This is a genomic window from Mycobacterium sp. NGS29, from assembly GCF_059812965.1.
Genome location: NZ_JCALDR010000005.1, coordinates 33063 through 46055 on the forward strand (window position 1 = coordinate 33063; position 12993 = coordinate 46055).

General features: G+C 67.4%; 12 protein-coding genes and 1 tRNA gene. 8 read left to right on the forward strand and 5 right to left on the reverse strand.

What is annotated here, in order from left to right:
• Positions 1 to 299: 299 nt before the first annotated feature.
• The 4 genes from AC5Y5Z_RS08575 to AC5Y5Z_RS08590 form a co-directional block, all read right to left on the reverse strand.
• Positions 300 to 1355, reverse strand: coding sequence for a nucleoside triphosphate pyrophosphohydrolase (locus tag AC5Y5Z_RS08575; RefSeq protein WP_499924643.1), 1056 nt, complete (start codon positions 1353 to 1355; stop codon positions 300 to 302).
• Positions 1352 to 5008 carry a transcription-repair coupling factor gene (gene mfd / locus AC5Y5Z_RS08580; protein ID WP_463827473.1) on the reverse strand — a complete coding sequence of 1219 codons (3657 nt, stop codon included), beginning with the start codon at positions 5006 to 5008 and terminating at the stop codon, positions 1352 to 1354. The genes AC5Y5Z_RS08575 and mfd overlap by 4 nt, the downstream gene beginning before the upstream one ends.
• Before the next feature lie 144 nt (positions 5009 to 5152).
• A complete protein-coding gene (locus AC5Y5Z_RS08585) occupies positions 5153 to 5746 on the reverse strand; it encodes a TetR/AcrR family transcriptional regulator (RefSeq protein ID WP_463827515.1) in 594 nt (197 codons plus the stop codon).
• A 118-nt stretch (positions 5747 to 5864) separates the two neighbouring features.
• Entirely contained in the window at positions 5865 to 6092 is a 228-nt protein-coding gene (locus tag AC5Y5Z_RS08590) for a hypothetical protein (RefSeq protein ID WP_499924645.1), read from the reverse strand.
• A gap of 260 nt (positions 6093 to 6352) precedes the next feature.
• Here AC5Y5Z_RS08590 and AC5Y5Z_RS08595 point away from each other — a divergent pair.
• The 5 genes from AC5Y5Z_RS08595 (at position 6353) to AC5Y5Z_RS08615 (ending at position 10037) form a co-directional block, all read left to right on the forward strand.
• Positions 6353 to 6424, forward strand: a tRNA-Gln gene (locus AC5Y5Z_RS08595).
• Positions 6425 to 6525: 101 nt separating this feature from the next.
• Positions 6526 to 7989, forward strand: a complete 1464-nt coding sequence (gene glmU / locus AC5Y5Z_RS08600; protein ID WP_499924646.1) for a bifunctional UDP-N-acetylglucosamine diphosphorylase/glucosamine-1-phosphate N-acetyltransferase GlmU — start codon at positions 6526 to 6528, stop codon at positions 7987 to 7989.
• Positions 7990 to 8059: 70 nt separating this feature from the next.
• Positions 8060 to 9040: a ribose-phosphate diphosphokinase gene (locus tag AC5Y5Z_RS08605; RefSeq protein WP_499924648.1), complete on the forward strand. Its 981-nt coding sequence runs from the start codon at positions 8060 to 8062 to the stop codon at positions 9038 to 9040.
• A complete protein-coding gene (gene arsC / locus AC5Y5Z_RS08610) occupies positions 9040 to 9390 on the forward strand; it encodes an arsenate reductase (glutaredoxin) (RefSeq protein WP_499924650.1) in 351 nt (116 codons plus the stop codon). The genes AC5Y5Z_RS08605 and arsC overlap by 1 nt, the downstream gene beginning before the upstream one ends.
• Positions 9387 to 10037: an LpqN/LpqT family lipoprotein gene (locus AC5Y5Z_RS08615; RefSeq protein ID WP_463827468.1), complete on the forward strand. Its 651-nt coding sequence runs from the start codon at positions 9387 to 9389 to the stop codon at positions 10035 to 10037. The genes arsC and AC5Y5Z_RS08615 overlap by 4 nt, the downstream gene beginning before the upstream one ends.
• Before the next feature lie 12 nt (positions 10038 to 10049).
• Here AC5Y5Z_RS08615 and AC5Y5Z_RS08620 read toward each other — a convergent pair whose 3' ends face one another.
• On the reverse strand, positions 10050 to 10493 hold the full coding sequence (locus tag AC5Y5Z_RS08620; protein ID WP_463827467.1) for a nitroreductase family deazaflavin-dependent oxidoreductase: 444 nt from the start codon (positions 10491 to 10493) through the stop codon (positions 10050 to 10052).
• Between the two features lie 92 nt (positions 10494 to 10585).
• On the opposite strand from AC5Y5Z_RS08620, the gene AC5Y5Z_RS08625 reads away from it, so the two are divergent.
• The 3 genes from AC5Y5Z_RS08625 to pth all read left to right on the forward strand — a co-directional run bounded on the left by AC5Y5Z_RS08625 (position 10586) and on the right by pth (position 12929).
• The gene (locus tag AC5Y5Z_RS08625; protein ID WP_499924652.1) at positions 10586 to 11452 is read left to right on the forward strand and encodes an oxidoreductase; all 867 of its coding nucleotides are present in this window, start codon (positions 10586 to 10588) and stop codon (positions 11450 to 11452) included.
• Between the two features lie 229 nt (positions 11453 to 11681).
• Positions 11682 to 12347 (forward strand): 50S ribosomal protein L25/general stress protein Ctc, encoded by a 666-nt coding sequence (locus tag AC5Y5Z_RS08630; RefSeq protein WP_499924654.1) that lies wholly within the window; start codon positions 11682 to 11684, stop codon positions 12345 to 12347.
• A 6-nt stretch (positions 12348 to 12353) separates the two neighbouring features.
• Entirely contained in the window at positions 12354 to 12929 is a 576-nt protein-coding gene (gene pth / locus AC5Y5Z_RS08635) for an aminoacyl-tRNA hydrolase (RefSeq protein ID WP_499924656.1), read from the forward strand.
• Positions 12930 to 12993: the final 64 nt, after the last annotated feature.

Below are 12993 nucleotides of genomic sequence, written 5' to 3' on the forward strand. Positions count from 1 at the left end.
CCCGCAACGGTGTTTTCTCCCCGCTCATCGTCCCACGGGTTGCGGGCGGGCCCGGTTGACCGGTACGCCTAGCAAACGTGCGCGTCCGATATTTGGGGCGCTGCCGCATCCCATCTGAAGCAGCTCGGCCAGCGCCTCAGGGACATATTCACGTCGCTATCTGTGGAGTGCCCCTGAGTCGCCGCAAAGATCACGGAGACGGTCTGTCGCCGCCCTCAGACGCTGCCTTCGGGCACTGTCGATGGCGCCGGGCGCAAACGCCGGTGCCGAGCGCGATCACTGCCGTCGCGTGCAAACGGCTATCGCCGGCCTTTGCGCTTCTTGGATGACCCGCCGCGAGATTCCTTCTGCGACGTGGCCGGCTGCTCGGTTTCCAGCGCCGCCGCTTCCCCGTCGACGACATCGGATGTCGGGGTGCCGGCCACCCAGTGACTGCGCCACTCCTCCTCGGTGACGAAACCGAGCGGGGTCATGTCCAGCTCTTCGGCGATGCTGTCACCGCGGCGGCTCGCGGCAATCGCTCCCTCCACCCGGTGCACAGTGTCCACAAAATCCAGAACTGCTGCGCGCAAAATGTTTTCGGCATCCACATCAGCAGATAGCGTGATGGTGGTGAGCTCGGCGGGAATGAACTCCGCGGGCAGCCCGGCGTGGGTGACGCGCTCAATCACCTTCTGCGCCAACGCCAACGACGGCTGACCGGTGTGCACGTCGTCCAGCACGGAGTGCCGCGACTTTCGGGACCGTTCGGCCGCCTTGGCCGCCTCCCATTGTGCGAGCTGGTCCTGCAGCGAGATCGATTCTCCGGCAAGCACTCCCGGAACCCGGTTGCCGAGCTTGCGGATCAAGGTGTCGGCGACGTCGTCGATGGTGAACGGCAGCTGCGCCGCATCCTCGGCGATACGGGCGTGGAACAGCACCTGCAACAGCAGGTCACCGAGTTCCTCGCGCAGTTCGTCGACGTTGCCGCTGCGTACTGCGTCCAACAGTTCGTAGGTCTCTTCCAGCAGGTATCGGCGCAGTGAGTCGTGGGTCTGCTCGCTTTCCCACGGCCCCGCGGTGCGCAGCTTGTCCATCATCGCGACGGCATCCAGCAGCCGTTCGCCGCGTTGGCGATCCGGCGCCGAGATCAGCCGGGCTCCGGCGGCCAGCCGCGCGGTGACCGCCGGGTGACTGGGATCCGACGACAGCAGCACCGGCGCATCCTCACCGGTATGGGCCGGGTGCGCATCGGGCAGCGACCACGGCACCGCGATCGGCATCTCCTCGGTGTACTGCACCTTCCCGCAGAGCAACTCGATGGCATCGACCGGAACCAGTGCCGGCCGGCGGGGGTCGACGAGGACGACAATCATCTGCCTTGTCGCTCCTTACTCGGCGGTCCGGGCTCCGTTATACCAATATCTTGCTGCGGTTTACCCGCCATTGCGGTCACCAAGTCGGCCACCATCTGCACCAATTCGACATCACGGATGTGTCCGGCACCAATTCCGCCCGCCCGCGGAACGGGAACCTGGACCGTCGACGTGGTGGCGCGGTAGCGAGCACCCGGGTACATCCGCGCCAGCCGCACCTGGGCAGAGTCCGGCAACGTCATCGGGGACAGCCGCACCGTCGTCGCCGACACGGCACTGACTTCGGTGATCCCGGAGGTCCGGCACAGCAGCCGCAGCCGCGCCACCGCCACCAGCCGCTCGGCCGGTTCGGGCAGCGGGCCGTACCGGTCGGTGAGCTCCTCCACGACCGCGGCGATGTCGCTGTCCGACGCGGCGGCCGCCAGCCGGCGATAACCCTCCAGCCGCAGCCGGTCACTGGCGATGTAATCCGGCGGTAGATGCGCATCGACCGGCAGATCGATCCGCACGTCCTTGGGCTCCTCGGCGGTGCTCACCGTCTCACCGTCGGCGGCGGCCTTGTACGCCTCGACGGCCTCCCCCACCAGCCGCACATACAGGTCGAAGCCGACCCCGGCGACATGCCCGGACTGCTCGACGCCCAGGACGTTGCCCGCGCCGCGGATCTCGAGGTCTTTGAGCGCCACCGCCATGCCGGCGCCCAGTTCGTTGTTCTGCGCGATGGTCGCCAACCGGTCGTAGGCCGTTTCGGTGAGCGGCGCATTCGGTGGATACAAGAAATAGGCGTAACCGCGTTCCCGGCTGCGCCCCACCCGTCCGCGCAACTGATGCAGCTGCGACAGACCGAACGTGTCGGCGCGCTCGACGATCAATGTGTTGGCGTTGGAGATGTCCAGGCCGGTCTCCACGATCGTGGTGCACACCAAGATGTCGTAGTCGCGGTTCCAGAACCCCTGGACAGTGCGTTCCAGCAGGTCTTCGGGCATCTGACCGTGTGCGACGACGACGCGCGCCTCGGGGACCAGGCCACGCACCCGGGCAGCGGCGGAGTCGATGGAGCTGACCCGGTTGTGCACGTAGAACGCCTGCCCGTCGCGCAGCAGCTCGCGGCGCAACGCCGCGGCGATCTGTTTGTCGTCATGCGGACCCACGTAGGTCAGCACCGGGTAGCGCTCCTCGGGTGGGGTCAGGATCGTCGACATCTCCCGGATCCCGGCCAGGCTCATCTCCAGCGTGCGCGGGATCGGGGTGGCGCTCATGGTCAGCACGTCGACGTGGGTGCGCAGGCTCTTGATGTGCTCCTTGTGTTCGACGCCGAACCGTTGCTCCTCGTCGACCACCACCAGTCCGAGGTTCTTCCAGCGCACCCCGGTCTGCAACAACCGGTGGGTGCCGATCACGATGTCCACCGACCCGTCGGCCAGGCCTTCCACGACCTTGCGGGACTCGGCAGGATCGGTGAAGCGCGACAGGCCCTTGACAGTCACCGGGAACCCGACCATCCGGTCGGTGAACGTCTGCAGATGCTGGTCAGCCAGCAGAGTGGTGGGCACCAGCACGGCGACCTGCCGCCCGTCCTGCACCGCTTTGAATGCCGCCCGCACCGCGATCTCGGTCTTGCCGTAGCCGACGTCGCCGCAGATCACCCGGTCCATCGGGATCGGCTTTTCCATGTCGGCCTTCACCTCGGTGATCGCGGTGAGCTGGTCGACGGTCTCGGTGAAGCCGAACGCGTCCTCCATCTCGGCCTGCCACGGGGTGTCCGGGGCGAACGCGTGGCCCGGACTGGCCTGCCGCTTGGCGTAGAGCGCCACCAGTTCACCGGCGATCTCACGCACCGCGCGGCGTGCTTTGGTCTTCGTGTTCGCCCAGTCGCTGCCGCCCAGTTTGCTCAGCGCCGGCGCCTGACCGCCCACATACCGCGACAGCTGGTCCAGCGAATCCATCGGGACGTAGAGCTTGTCGGACCCGCCGCCACGCTTGCTCGATGCGTATTCGAGCACCAGGTACTCGCGCCGGGCGCCGCCGACGGTGCGTTCGACCATCTCCACGAACCGGCCGATGCCGTGCTGATCGTGCACCACCAGATCGCCGGCGGACAGCGCCAGCGGGTCGACGGTGTTGCGGCGCTTGGCCGCCAGCCGCTTGCCCTCGACGGCAGTGGCGCGGCTGCCGGTCAGGTCGGCCTCGGTGATGACGACCAGGTTGGCCCCCTGGACCACCACCCCGTCGTGCAGCGGGCCCTTGAGCACACCGACCACACCGGCCGTCGGGGCGGACCCACACTCCAGCATGGCCGCGGGGATGTCCGACTCGGCCAGCCGTTCCACCATCCGGTGGGCGGTGCCGGCGCCGGGCGCGACCATCGCGGCGTACCCGCCGGTCGCGACGTGCGCGCGCAACATCGCGAAGATGCCGTCGATGTCGTGCTGATGCCCCCGCGCGGACGGCGCGGCCCGGATGTCCAGCTCGACCGCCGACTCGTCGGACAACTGGCTCAAGGTCCACCACGGATGACCGGCGCTGGTCGCGGCGGCGCGCACCTCGTCGAGTTCGGTGAACCCGGACCCGCCCAGCTGTTCGACGTCGACGGGCGCGTCGGTACCCAGCGCCGCCACCGACCACGACGCCTCGAGGAACTCCCGGCCGGTCTTGATCAGGTCGGCCGCGCGGGTGCGGACCTTCTCCGGGTCACACACCAGCACCGGGGTGCCGTCGGGTAGTTGATCGGTGAGCTGCGCATGAGCCCCGTCTTCTGCGGGCTGCAGCACCGATTGCAGCGCCTCCATGCCGTCGGTCGGGATGCCCTCGGCGAGCTTGGCGAGCATGTCGATGATGCTGCCGGTCACGGTGTTCTCGGTGGCCGGATGCTCCTTGGCGAGTTCGGCCGCACGTGCTTTCACCTCAGGGGTGAGCAGCAATTCGCGGCAGGCGACCGCAATCAGCGTGTCCACCTCGACGTCGGGGATCGAACGCTGGTCGGCGACGGAGAACATCCGCATCTCGGTGATCTCGTCGCCCCAGAACTCGACGCGCACCGGATGTTCGGCGGTGGGCGCGAAGACGTCCACGATCCCGCCGCGGACCGCGAACTCGCCGCGACGCCCCACCATGTCCACCCGGGTGTAGGCCAACTCCACCAGCCGCTGCGCCACGTCCTCGAACGGCATCTCGTCACCGACGGTGAGCGTGAGCGGCTGCTGATGCCCCAGCCGCGGGGCCATGGGCTGCAGCAGCGATCGGACTGCCGTCACCACCACCCGCAGCGGCGGACCCAGCCGGGCGTCGTCGGGGTGGGCCAGCCGGCGCAGCACCATCATCCGGCTGCCCACGGTGTCGACACCGGGCGACAACCGCTCGTGCGGCAGGGTCTCCCACGACGGGAAGACCGCGGCGGCGTCGCCGAAGACTCCTCGCAGCTCGGCGGTCAGGTCGTCGGCTGCCCGGCCGGTGGCGGTGACCACCAGCAACGGACCATTGCTGGCCAGCGCGCTGGCTACGAACACCCGTGCGCTAGCGGGTCCTACCAGCGGCAGTTCGGCAGGCCGATCGGAGGCACGCTCGATGAGCTGTTGGAATGTCGGTGCAGTCAGCGCCAATTCGACGAGCCCCGCGATCGGGGTATCTGGGCTAGCAGCCCCCGGTGCGGTCATGATGCGCCCATTCTAGGGCGCTTCAATTCCGCAGCCCGTCGGGCGGCGGGCGTCCCTCGGGCGTTGACTCTGCGCTCAGGGCGCGCTCACTCGCACTTCCCCGCCACAGCCGCAGAATCAACCGCGCCCGCGCACCGAGCTGGCTTATTCGTCCCGCAGCTGCGGATCGGCTTCCAGATGCGTCAGGCCGTTCCACATCAGGTTGACCAGATGCGCGGCGACCACTTCTTTCTTGGGCTCGCGCGTGTCCAGCCACCACTGCGCGGTCATCGACACTGAACCCACCAACGCCTGGGCGTACAGCGGCGCCAGGCCCGGGTCCAGACCGCGCCGGGCGAAGTCGCCGGCCAAGATGGAGCTGACCTGGCTGACGGCATCGTTGAGCAAGCTGGAATAGGTGCCCGAGCTGATCGCGGCGGGCGAGTCCCGGATCATGATGCGAAAGCCGTCGGTGCGTTCTTCGACGTAGGTGAGCAGCGCCAACGCCACCCGCTCGACACGGACCCGGGACCGGTTGTTGGTCAGCGACGACGTGATGCCGTCCAGCAGCGCCGACATCTCCCGGTCGACGACGACGGCGTACAGCCCCTCCTTGCCACCGAAATGCTCGTAGACGACGGGCTTGGACACATTGGCGCGCTGGGCGATTTCTTCGATCGACGTGCCCTCATAGCCGCGTTCGGCGAACAGCGACCTGGCGATGCCGATGAGCTGATGTCGGCGCTCGCTGCCGGTCATCCGGGCGCGGGGCGTCCGCGCTTCCTTCTCCACACTTTTCAGCGGCTCAGCCACGGGAATCAGGGTATCGGTGTTTGCGGTCGTTGCACCGAACGTCGACGGGTCGGCTGCGGAGCGGTCAAGCGGCTTTGCCCGGCTGCCCCGCCTGTTCCATGGACCCCTTGGTCCCGGCCGGCAATAAGGCGACGATCACGATGCCGATCAGACCCAGCAGAGCGCCGAGGGCAAAAGACTCGCCGACGCCGCGGTTCTTGCGTCGCGCGACCCTGACCGCGTACAGCCCGCACAACACCGAAAGGACGACCGAGAACACCGCAATCGGCCACAGCTCGACCAGGTTGTCCATCTCAGACATTCTGCCGTCGACGCACGTGGCGGTCTAGCCGGCCGCAAGCGCCCGGCCCCACGGTCAGCCTCCTCCTCCGGCCGCAAGCGCCCGGCATCGTCGGCAGACCCAGCCCCACGGTCAGCCTCCTCCTCCGGCCGCAAGCGCCCGGCATCGTCGGCAGACTCAGCCCCACGGTCAGCCTCCTCCTCCGGCCGCAAGCGCCCGGCATCGTCGGCAGACTAAAGTCATCTGGGCGGTCGCGCACCGGCCACCCCCAATCCGTCGTGGTGTAATCGGCAGCACCTCTGATTTTGGTTCAGATAGTTCAGGTTCGAGTCCTGGCGACGGAGCCCCGTTTTTTGCCGCGAGCGTGCATGAAATGCCACTCTTAACGGCGTGTCGGCGTACAAATGCGCACGCTCAGCGCGCCAAACTTCGGTGAGGAGGGTCGATGACGTTTCGTGGTGACACCGCGGTCCTGGTCCTGGCGGCCGGGCCCGGCACCCGGATGCGCTCGGATACCCCCAAGGTGCTGCACACCCTCGGCGGGCGCAGCATGCTGTCACACTCCCTGCACGCGATGACCAAGCTCGCGCCGCAACATCTGGTCGTGGTACTCGGCCACGACCACCAGCGCATATCCCCGCTGGTCGGCGAGCTGGCCGACAATCTGGGCCGCAGCATCGACGTCGCGCTGCAGGATCGGCCGCTGGGCACCGGGCACGCGGTGCTGTGTGGTCTGTCCGCGTTGCCCGACGACTACGCCGGCATCGTCGTCGTTGCCGCCGGCGACACCCCGCTGCTGGACGCCGACACCCTGGCCGACCTGATCGCCACGCATAGTTCGACGTCTGCGGCCGTGACCGTGCTGACCACCACGCTGGACGACCCGCACGGCTACGGCCGCATCCTGCGCACCCAGGACAACGAGGTGATGGCGATCGTCGAGCAGACCGACGCCACCGCCTCGCAGCGCGGCATCCGTGAGGTCAATACCGGCGTCTACGCGTTCGACATCGCCGCCCTGCGCTCGGCGCTGGGCCGGCTGAGTTCCAACAACGCCCAGCAGGAGCTCTATCTGACCGACGTGATCGCGATCCTGCGTCGCGACGGCCACACGGTCAGCGCCCGCCACATCGAGGACAGTGCGGTGGTGGCCGGGGTCAACAACCGCGTCCAGCTCGCGGAGTTGGGCGCCGAACTCAACCGCCGCGTGGTGGCCGCCCACCAACTTGCCGGAGTCACCGTGATCGACCCTGCCACCACCTGGATCGACGTCGACGTCACCGTCGGCCGCGACACCGTCATCCAGCCGGGCACCCAGCTGCTCGGCCGTACCCAGATCGGCGCCGGCTGCGCTATCGGACCGGACACCACGCTGACCGACGTCAGCGTCGGCGACAGCGCAACGGTCTGCCGCACCCACGGCTCGTCCTCGACGATCGGCGACGGCGCCACGGTGGGACCGTTCACCTATCTGCGGCCCGGGACCGTGCTCGGAGCCGACGGCAAACTCGGCGCATTCGTCGAGGTCAAGAACGCCACCATCGGCACCGGAACGAAGGTGCCGCACCTGACGTACGTGGGCGACGCCGACATCGGCGACCACAGCAACATCGGCGCCTCCAGCGTGTTCGTCAACTACGACGGCGTGACCAAACGGCGCACCACCATCGGCTCCCATGTGCGGACCGGCTCGGACACCATGTTCGTCGCCCCGGTGAACATCGGCGACGGCGCGTACACCGGCGCCGGAACCGTGGTCCGCGAAGACGTGCCGCCGGGCGCCCTGGCGGTGTCAGCCGGTCCCCAACGCAACATCGAGAACTGGGTGCAGCACAAACGCCCCGGGTCGGCAGCGGCAAAAGCGGCCGACGACGCCGGCCGCAAGCCCGAATCAGAACAGACACCGTGAATTGGTTTCCCGGAAACCCGGCTACGATGAGGCCTTCCATTCCCGATCTCGACACGGCGAGGGCAGCACGTTGAGCCACGACTGGACCGACAACCGCAAGAACCTGATGCTGTTCAGCGGCCGCGCCCACCCGGAGCTGGCCGAGCAGGTAGCCAAGGAACTCGACGTTCACGTCACCGCGCAGACGGCGCGCGACTTCGCCAACGGCGAGATCTTCGTGCGGTTCCACGAGTCGGTGCGCGGCTGCGACGCCTTCGTGCTGCAGTCCAATCCGGTGCCGGTCAACACCTGGCTGATGGAACAACTGATCATGATCGACGCGCTGAAGCGGGGCAGCGCCAAGCGGATCACCGCGGTCCTGCCGTTCTATCCCTACGCCCGGCAGGACAAGAAGCACCGCGGCCGCGAACCGATCTCGGCACGGCTGGTGGCCGACCTGCTGAAGACCGCGGGCGCCGACCGGATCGTGACCGTCGACCTGCACACCGACCAGATCCAGGGATTCTTCGACGGACCCGTGGACCACATGCGCGGGCAGAACCTGCTGACCGGCTACATCCGCGACAACTATCCCGACGGCAACATGGTGGTCGTCTCCCCCGACTCCGGGCGGGTCCGTATTGCGGAGAAGTGGGCCGACTCCCTCGGCGGCGTGCCGTTGGCGTTCATCCACAAGACCCGCGACCCCCGCGTGCCCAACCAGGTGGTGTCCAACCGCGTGGTCGGTGAGGTGCAGGGGCGCACCTGCGTGCTGATCGACGACATGATCGATACAGGCGGCACCATCGCCGGCGCGGTCAAGCTGTTGCGCGACGACGGCGCCGAGGATGTGGTGATCGCGGCCACCCACGGCGTGCTGTCCGACCCGGCCGCTGAGCGACTGGCCGCCTGCGGGGCGCGTGAGGTGATCGTCACCAACACTTTGCCGATCGGTGAGGAGAAGCGCTTCCCGCAGCTCACCGTGCTGTCCATCGCGCCGCTGCTGGCCAGCACCATCCGGGCGGTCTTCGAAAACGGCTCAGTCACAGGACTGTTCGACGGGGACGCGTAATGGGTTCTGGTCGCACCGTGATCTACCACAACCCTAAGTGCAGTACGTCGCGCAAGACGCTGGACTTGTTGCGGGACAACGGGTTAGAGCCTGAGGTCGTCCAGTATCTGAAGACGCCGCCCACTCGGGACGAATTGGCGCAGCTGATCGCCGATGCCGGCATTGAGGTTCGTGCCGCGGTGCGCAAACGCGAGTCTTTGTACACCGAACTTGATTTGGCCGACGCCGGTGACGACGAGTTGCTCGACGCGATGGCCGAGCATCCCAGCCTGATCGAACGGCCGTTCGTCGTCACCCCCAAGGGCACCCGACTGGCCCGACCGATCGATGCGGTCCGCGAGATTTTGTGAGAGACAAGCTTTTCAGCACCCTCGTGGTTACTGTCCTGGCGTTATCGGGGGTCGCCTGCGGCGCCAAAGCCCCCGACTATCAATCGATCTGGACGACCAGTGCGACTACCAGCGGGTCTGCCGAGCCGACGGCCCCGCCGGTCCCGTTGTCGAAATATCTTGAGGGTGAAGGAGTTACCGGTGAACCGGTCTCGCCAGGTGACCTGACCGATCTGACGGTGTCGATTCCCACGCCGCCCGGGTGGTCAGCACGCGGCGGCGATCCGAAGGTCACCGCCGCCAGAACAATGATCTCCAAGGGGAATAACTACCCGGCGGCAATCATGGTGGTAATCAGGCTGCGCGGAGAATTCAACCCTCGCGAGGCGATCAAGCACGCCAATGCCGATCTGCCGCAGGACTTCCACCAATTGGACGCGTCCACCGCTGATTTCAACGGCTTTCCCTCGTCGATGGTGCAGGGTACCTACGAGCTGAAGGGCGCGCGGATGCGCAGCTGGAACCGGGTGGTGTTGCCCACCGGTGCAGCGCCGGGAAATCAGCAGTATCTGGTGCAGCTGATCATCACCAGCCTGGCTGACGAGGCCGTCGCCGAGTCCAATGACGTCGAGGCAATCATCCGCGGCTTCGTGGTCGCCAAGAAGTAGCGTCGGTCCTCCTCAGGCCTTCGGTGTCAGCACAATCACCGGGATCGGCCGCGAGGTCTTCTTCTGGTACCCGATGTACCGGTCGGAGTTGTTGGCGTTGACGAGTTTCCACAGTCGCGCGTAGTCGGGATCATCGGGCAACACCGGGTGCGCGGTGACGGCCAACCGCTTTGCGCCGACATTGATTTCGACGTTGGGGTCGGCCTTCAGATTGTGATACCAGCCGGGCGCCTTGGGATACCCGGCCTTCGACGCCACCACCAGGTAGTCGTCGCCGTCTTCGGCGTAGGTCAGCGTTGTCGTGCGCGGCTGACCCGTCTTGGCTCCCACCGTGTGCAGCAGCAGGTTGGGTGGCATCCCCGGCAACCGATGGCCTATCCGGCCGTTCGTGGCCTGATAGATCTTGTCGTGAATGCTGAGGAACTTGAAAAGCAACCGCTCGGACGAGGATGTCATCGCCTCAGTCTTATGGAGTCACGCCGCTTTTGACCAGCCGGCAGAGCCGCCCTGTCCGAGGCCGCACTGTGCACGCCAATACAGTGGGGACCATGACTTGGACAGCTGCTGACCTTCCCTCGTTCGCCGGCCGCACCGTGATCGTCACCGGCGCCAACGGGGGGCTGGGCGCGGTCACCGCCCGCGAACTGGCCCGTACCGGCGCCACGGTCGTCATGGCCGTCCGCAACACCGAGAAGGGCGAGAAAGCCGCGGCCGAGATCGACGGTGATGTGCAGGTGCGCGCGCTGGACCTGCAGGATCTGTCCTCGGTGCGGCAGTTCGCCGAGAGCGTCGACGGCGCCGACATCCTGATCAACAATGCCGGGATCATGGGTGTCCAGTACGCCCTGACCACTGACGGCTTCGAGAGCCAGATCGGCACCAACCACCTCGGGCATTTCGCCTTGACGAATCTGCTGCTGCCCAAGCTCACCGACCGGGTGGTCTCGGTGTCGTCGATCATGCACTGGCCGGGCCGGGTCGATCTGGACGACCTGAACTGGCAGCGCCGCAAGTATTCGCCCTGGCTGGCCTACTGCCAGTCCAAGCTGGCCAACCTGCTGTTCACCAGCGAACTGCAGAGGCGACTCGAGGGCGCCGGGTCGTCGCTGCGCGCAGTGGCGGCGCACCCGGGTTACTCGCGCACCCACCTGCAGGGAGCGTCCGGCCGCAAACTCGAGGACGCCGTCATGTCGACGGTGACCCGGTTCCTGGCCACCGACGCCGATTTCGGCGCCCGGCAGACGCTGTATGCGGCGTCCCAGGATGTGCCCGGTGACACGTTCATCGGGCCCCGCTTCGGCCAGTTCGGCCGCAGCCAGCCCGTCGCACGCAGCCGGGCCGCAAAGGACACGAACACCGCGACCAAGCTGTGGGAACTCTCCGAGCAGCTCACCGACACCAAGTTCGCGCTCTGAAGCCGCCCCAGAGTCGCTGACTCTGCGCCGACGGCGGGCGTCTCTCGTCCGAAGTCGCCACAGCCGCAGCGTCAGCGGCCGGGTCCCGAATTTCCGCCGCGACCCGCCGATGCGGTAACCTAGCCGGGCGTCACGGCGAGGGTGCACCGGTTCGACCAGCACCGTTATCGACGGAGACCGACAAATCGTCGCGTTCCTGGCCGTGCCCCGAAACACAGGAGCGACACACATGGCTAAAGCCACCGCTAACCAGCTCACCGCCACCGTGCGTACCGAGACCGGCAAAGGCGCCTCCCGCCGGGCCCGCCGCGAAGGCAGGATTCCCGCCGTTCTCTACGGCCACGGCAGCGAACCCCAGCACCTCGAACTGCCCGGCCACGACTTCGCCGCCGTGCTGCGCCACTCCGGCACCAACGCAGTGCTCAGCCTGGACATCGCCGGTAAGGAACAGCTGGCGTTGACCAAAGCGCTGGACATCCACCCGATCCGCCGCAGCATCCAGCACGCCGACCTGCTGGTCGTGCGCCGCGGCGAGAAGGTCACCGTGGAGGTCACCGTCGTGGTCGAGGGCGAAGCGGGTCCGGACACGCTGGTCACCCAGGACACCAACGCCATCGAAATCGAGGCCGAGGCGCTGTCGATCCCCGAGCAGTTGACCGTCTCCGTTGAAGGCGCGACCGCCGGCACCCAGTTCACCGCCGGCCAGATCGAGCTGCCCAACGGTGTCAGCCTGGTCTCCGACCCCGAGCTGCTGGTGGTCAACGTGGTTCCGGCGCCGACCGCCCAGGACCTGGCCGAGGAGGGCGCGGGTGAGGAAGGCGAGGCCGCCGAGGAGGGCGCGGAAGCCGGCGACGAGGGCAGCGACGCCGACGCCGACCAGGCCGAGTCCGAGTAGGAAAGCGTGGCCGAACCGCTTCTGGTGGTCGGCCTGGGCAACCCGGGCGACAACTACGCCCGGACCCGCCACAACGTCGGCTTCCTGGTTGCCGACGTACTCGCCGCCAGAATCGGTGCAAAGTTCAAGGTGCACAAACGTTCTGGCGCGGAGGTGAGCACCGGCCGGTTGGCCGGCCGGTCGGTGGTGCTGGCCAAGCCGCGCTGCTACATGAACGAGTCGGGGCGCCAGGTGGGGCCGCTGGCCAAGTTCTACTCGGTGCCCCCCGCCGACATCATCGTCATCCACGACGAGCTCGACCTGGAGTTCGGCCGCATCCGGCTCAAGCTGGGCGGCGGCGAGGGCGGCCACAACGGGCTGCGCTCGGTGGCATCGGCGCTGGGCAGCAAGGACTTTCAGCGGGTCCGGATCGGGATCGGCCGGCCGCCCGGACGCAAAGACCCGGCAGCCTTCGTGCTGGAGCCGTTCAACGCAACCGAACGCGCCGAAGTGCCGACCATCTGCGAGCAGGCCGCCGATGCCGCGGAGCTACTGATCGAACTGGGCCTCGAACCCGCGCAGAACCGGGTGCACGCCTGGTAGAAGCCAGATCCATTGTGCTAGCACTGCTTTGAGTGTGAACGCAGGGCGGGCGACACGCCGTGCC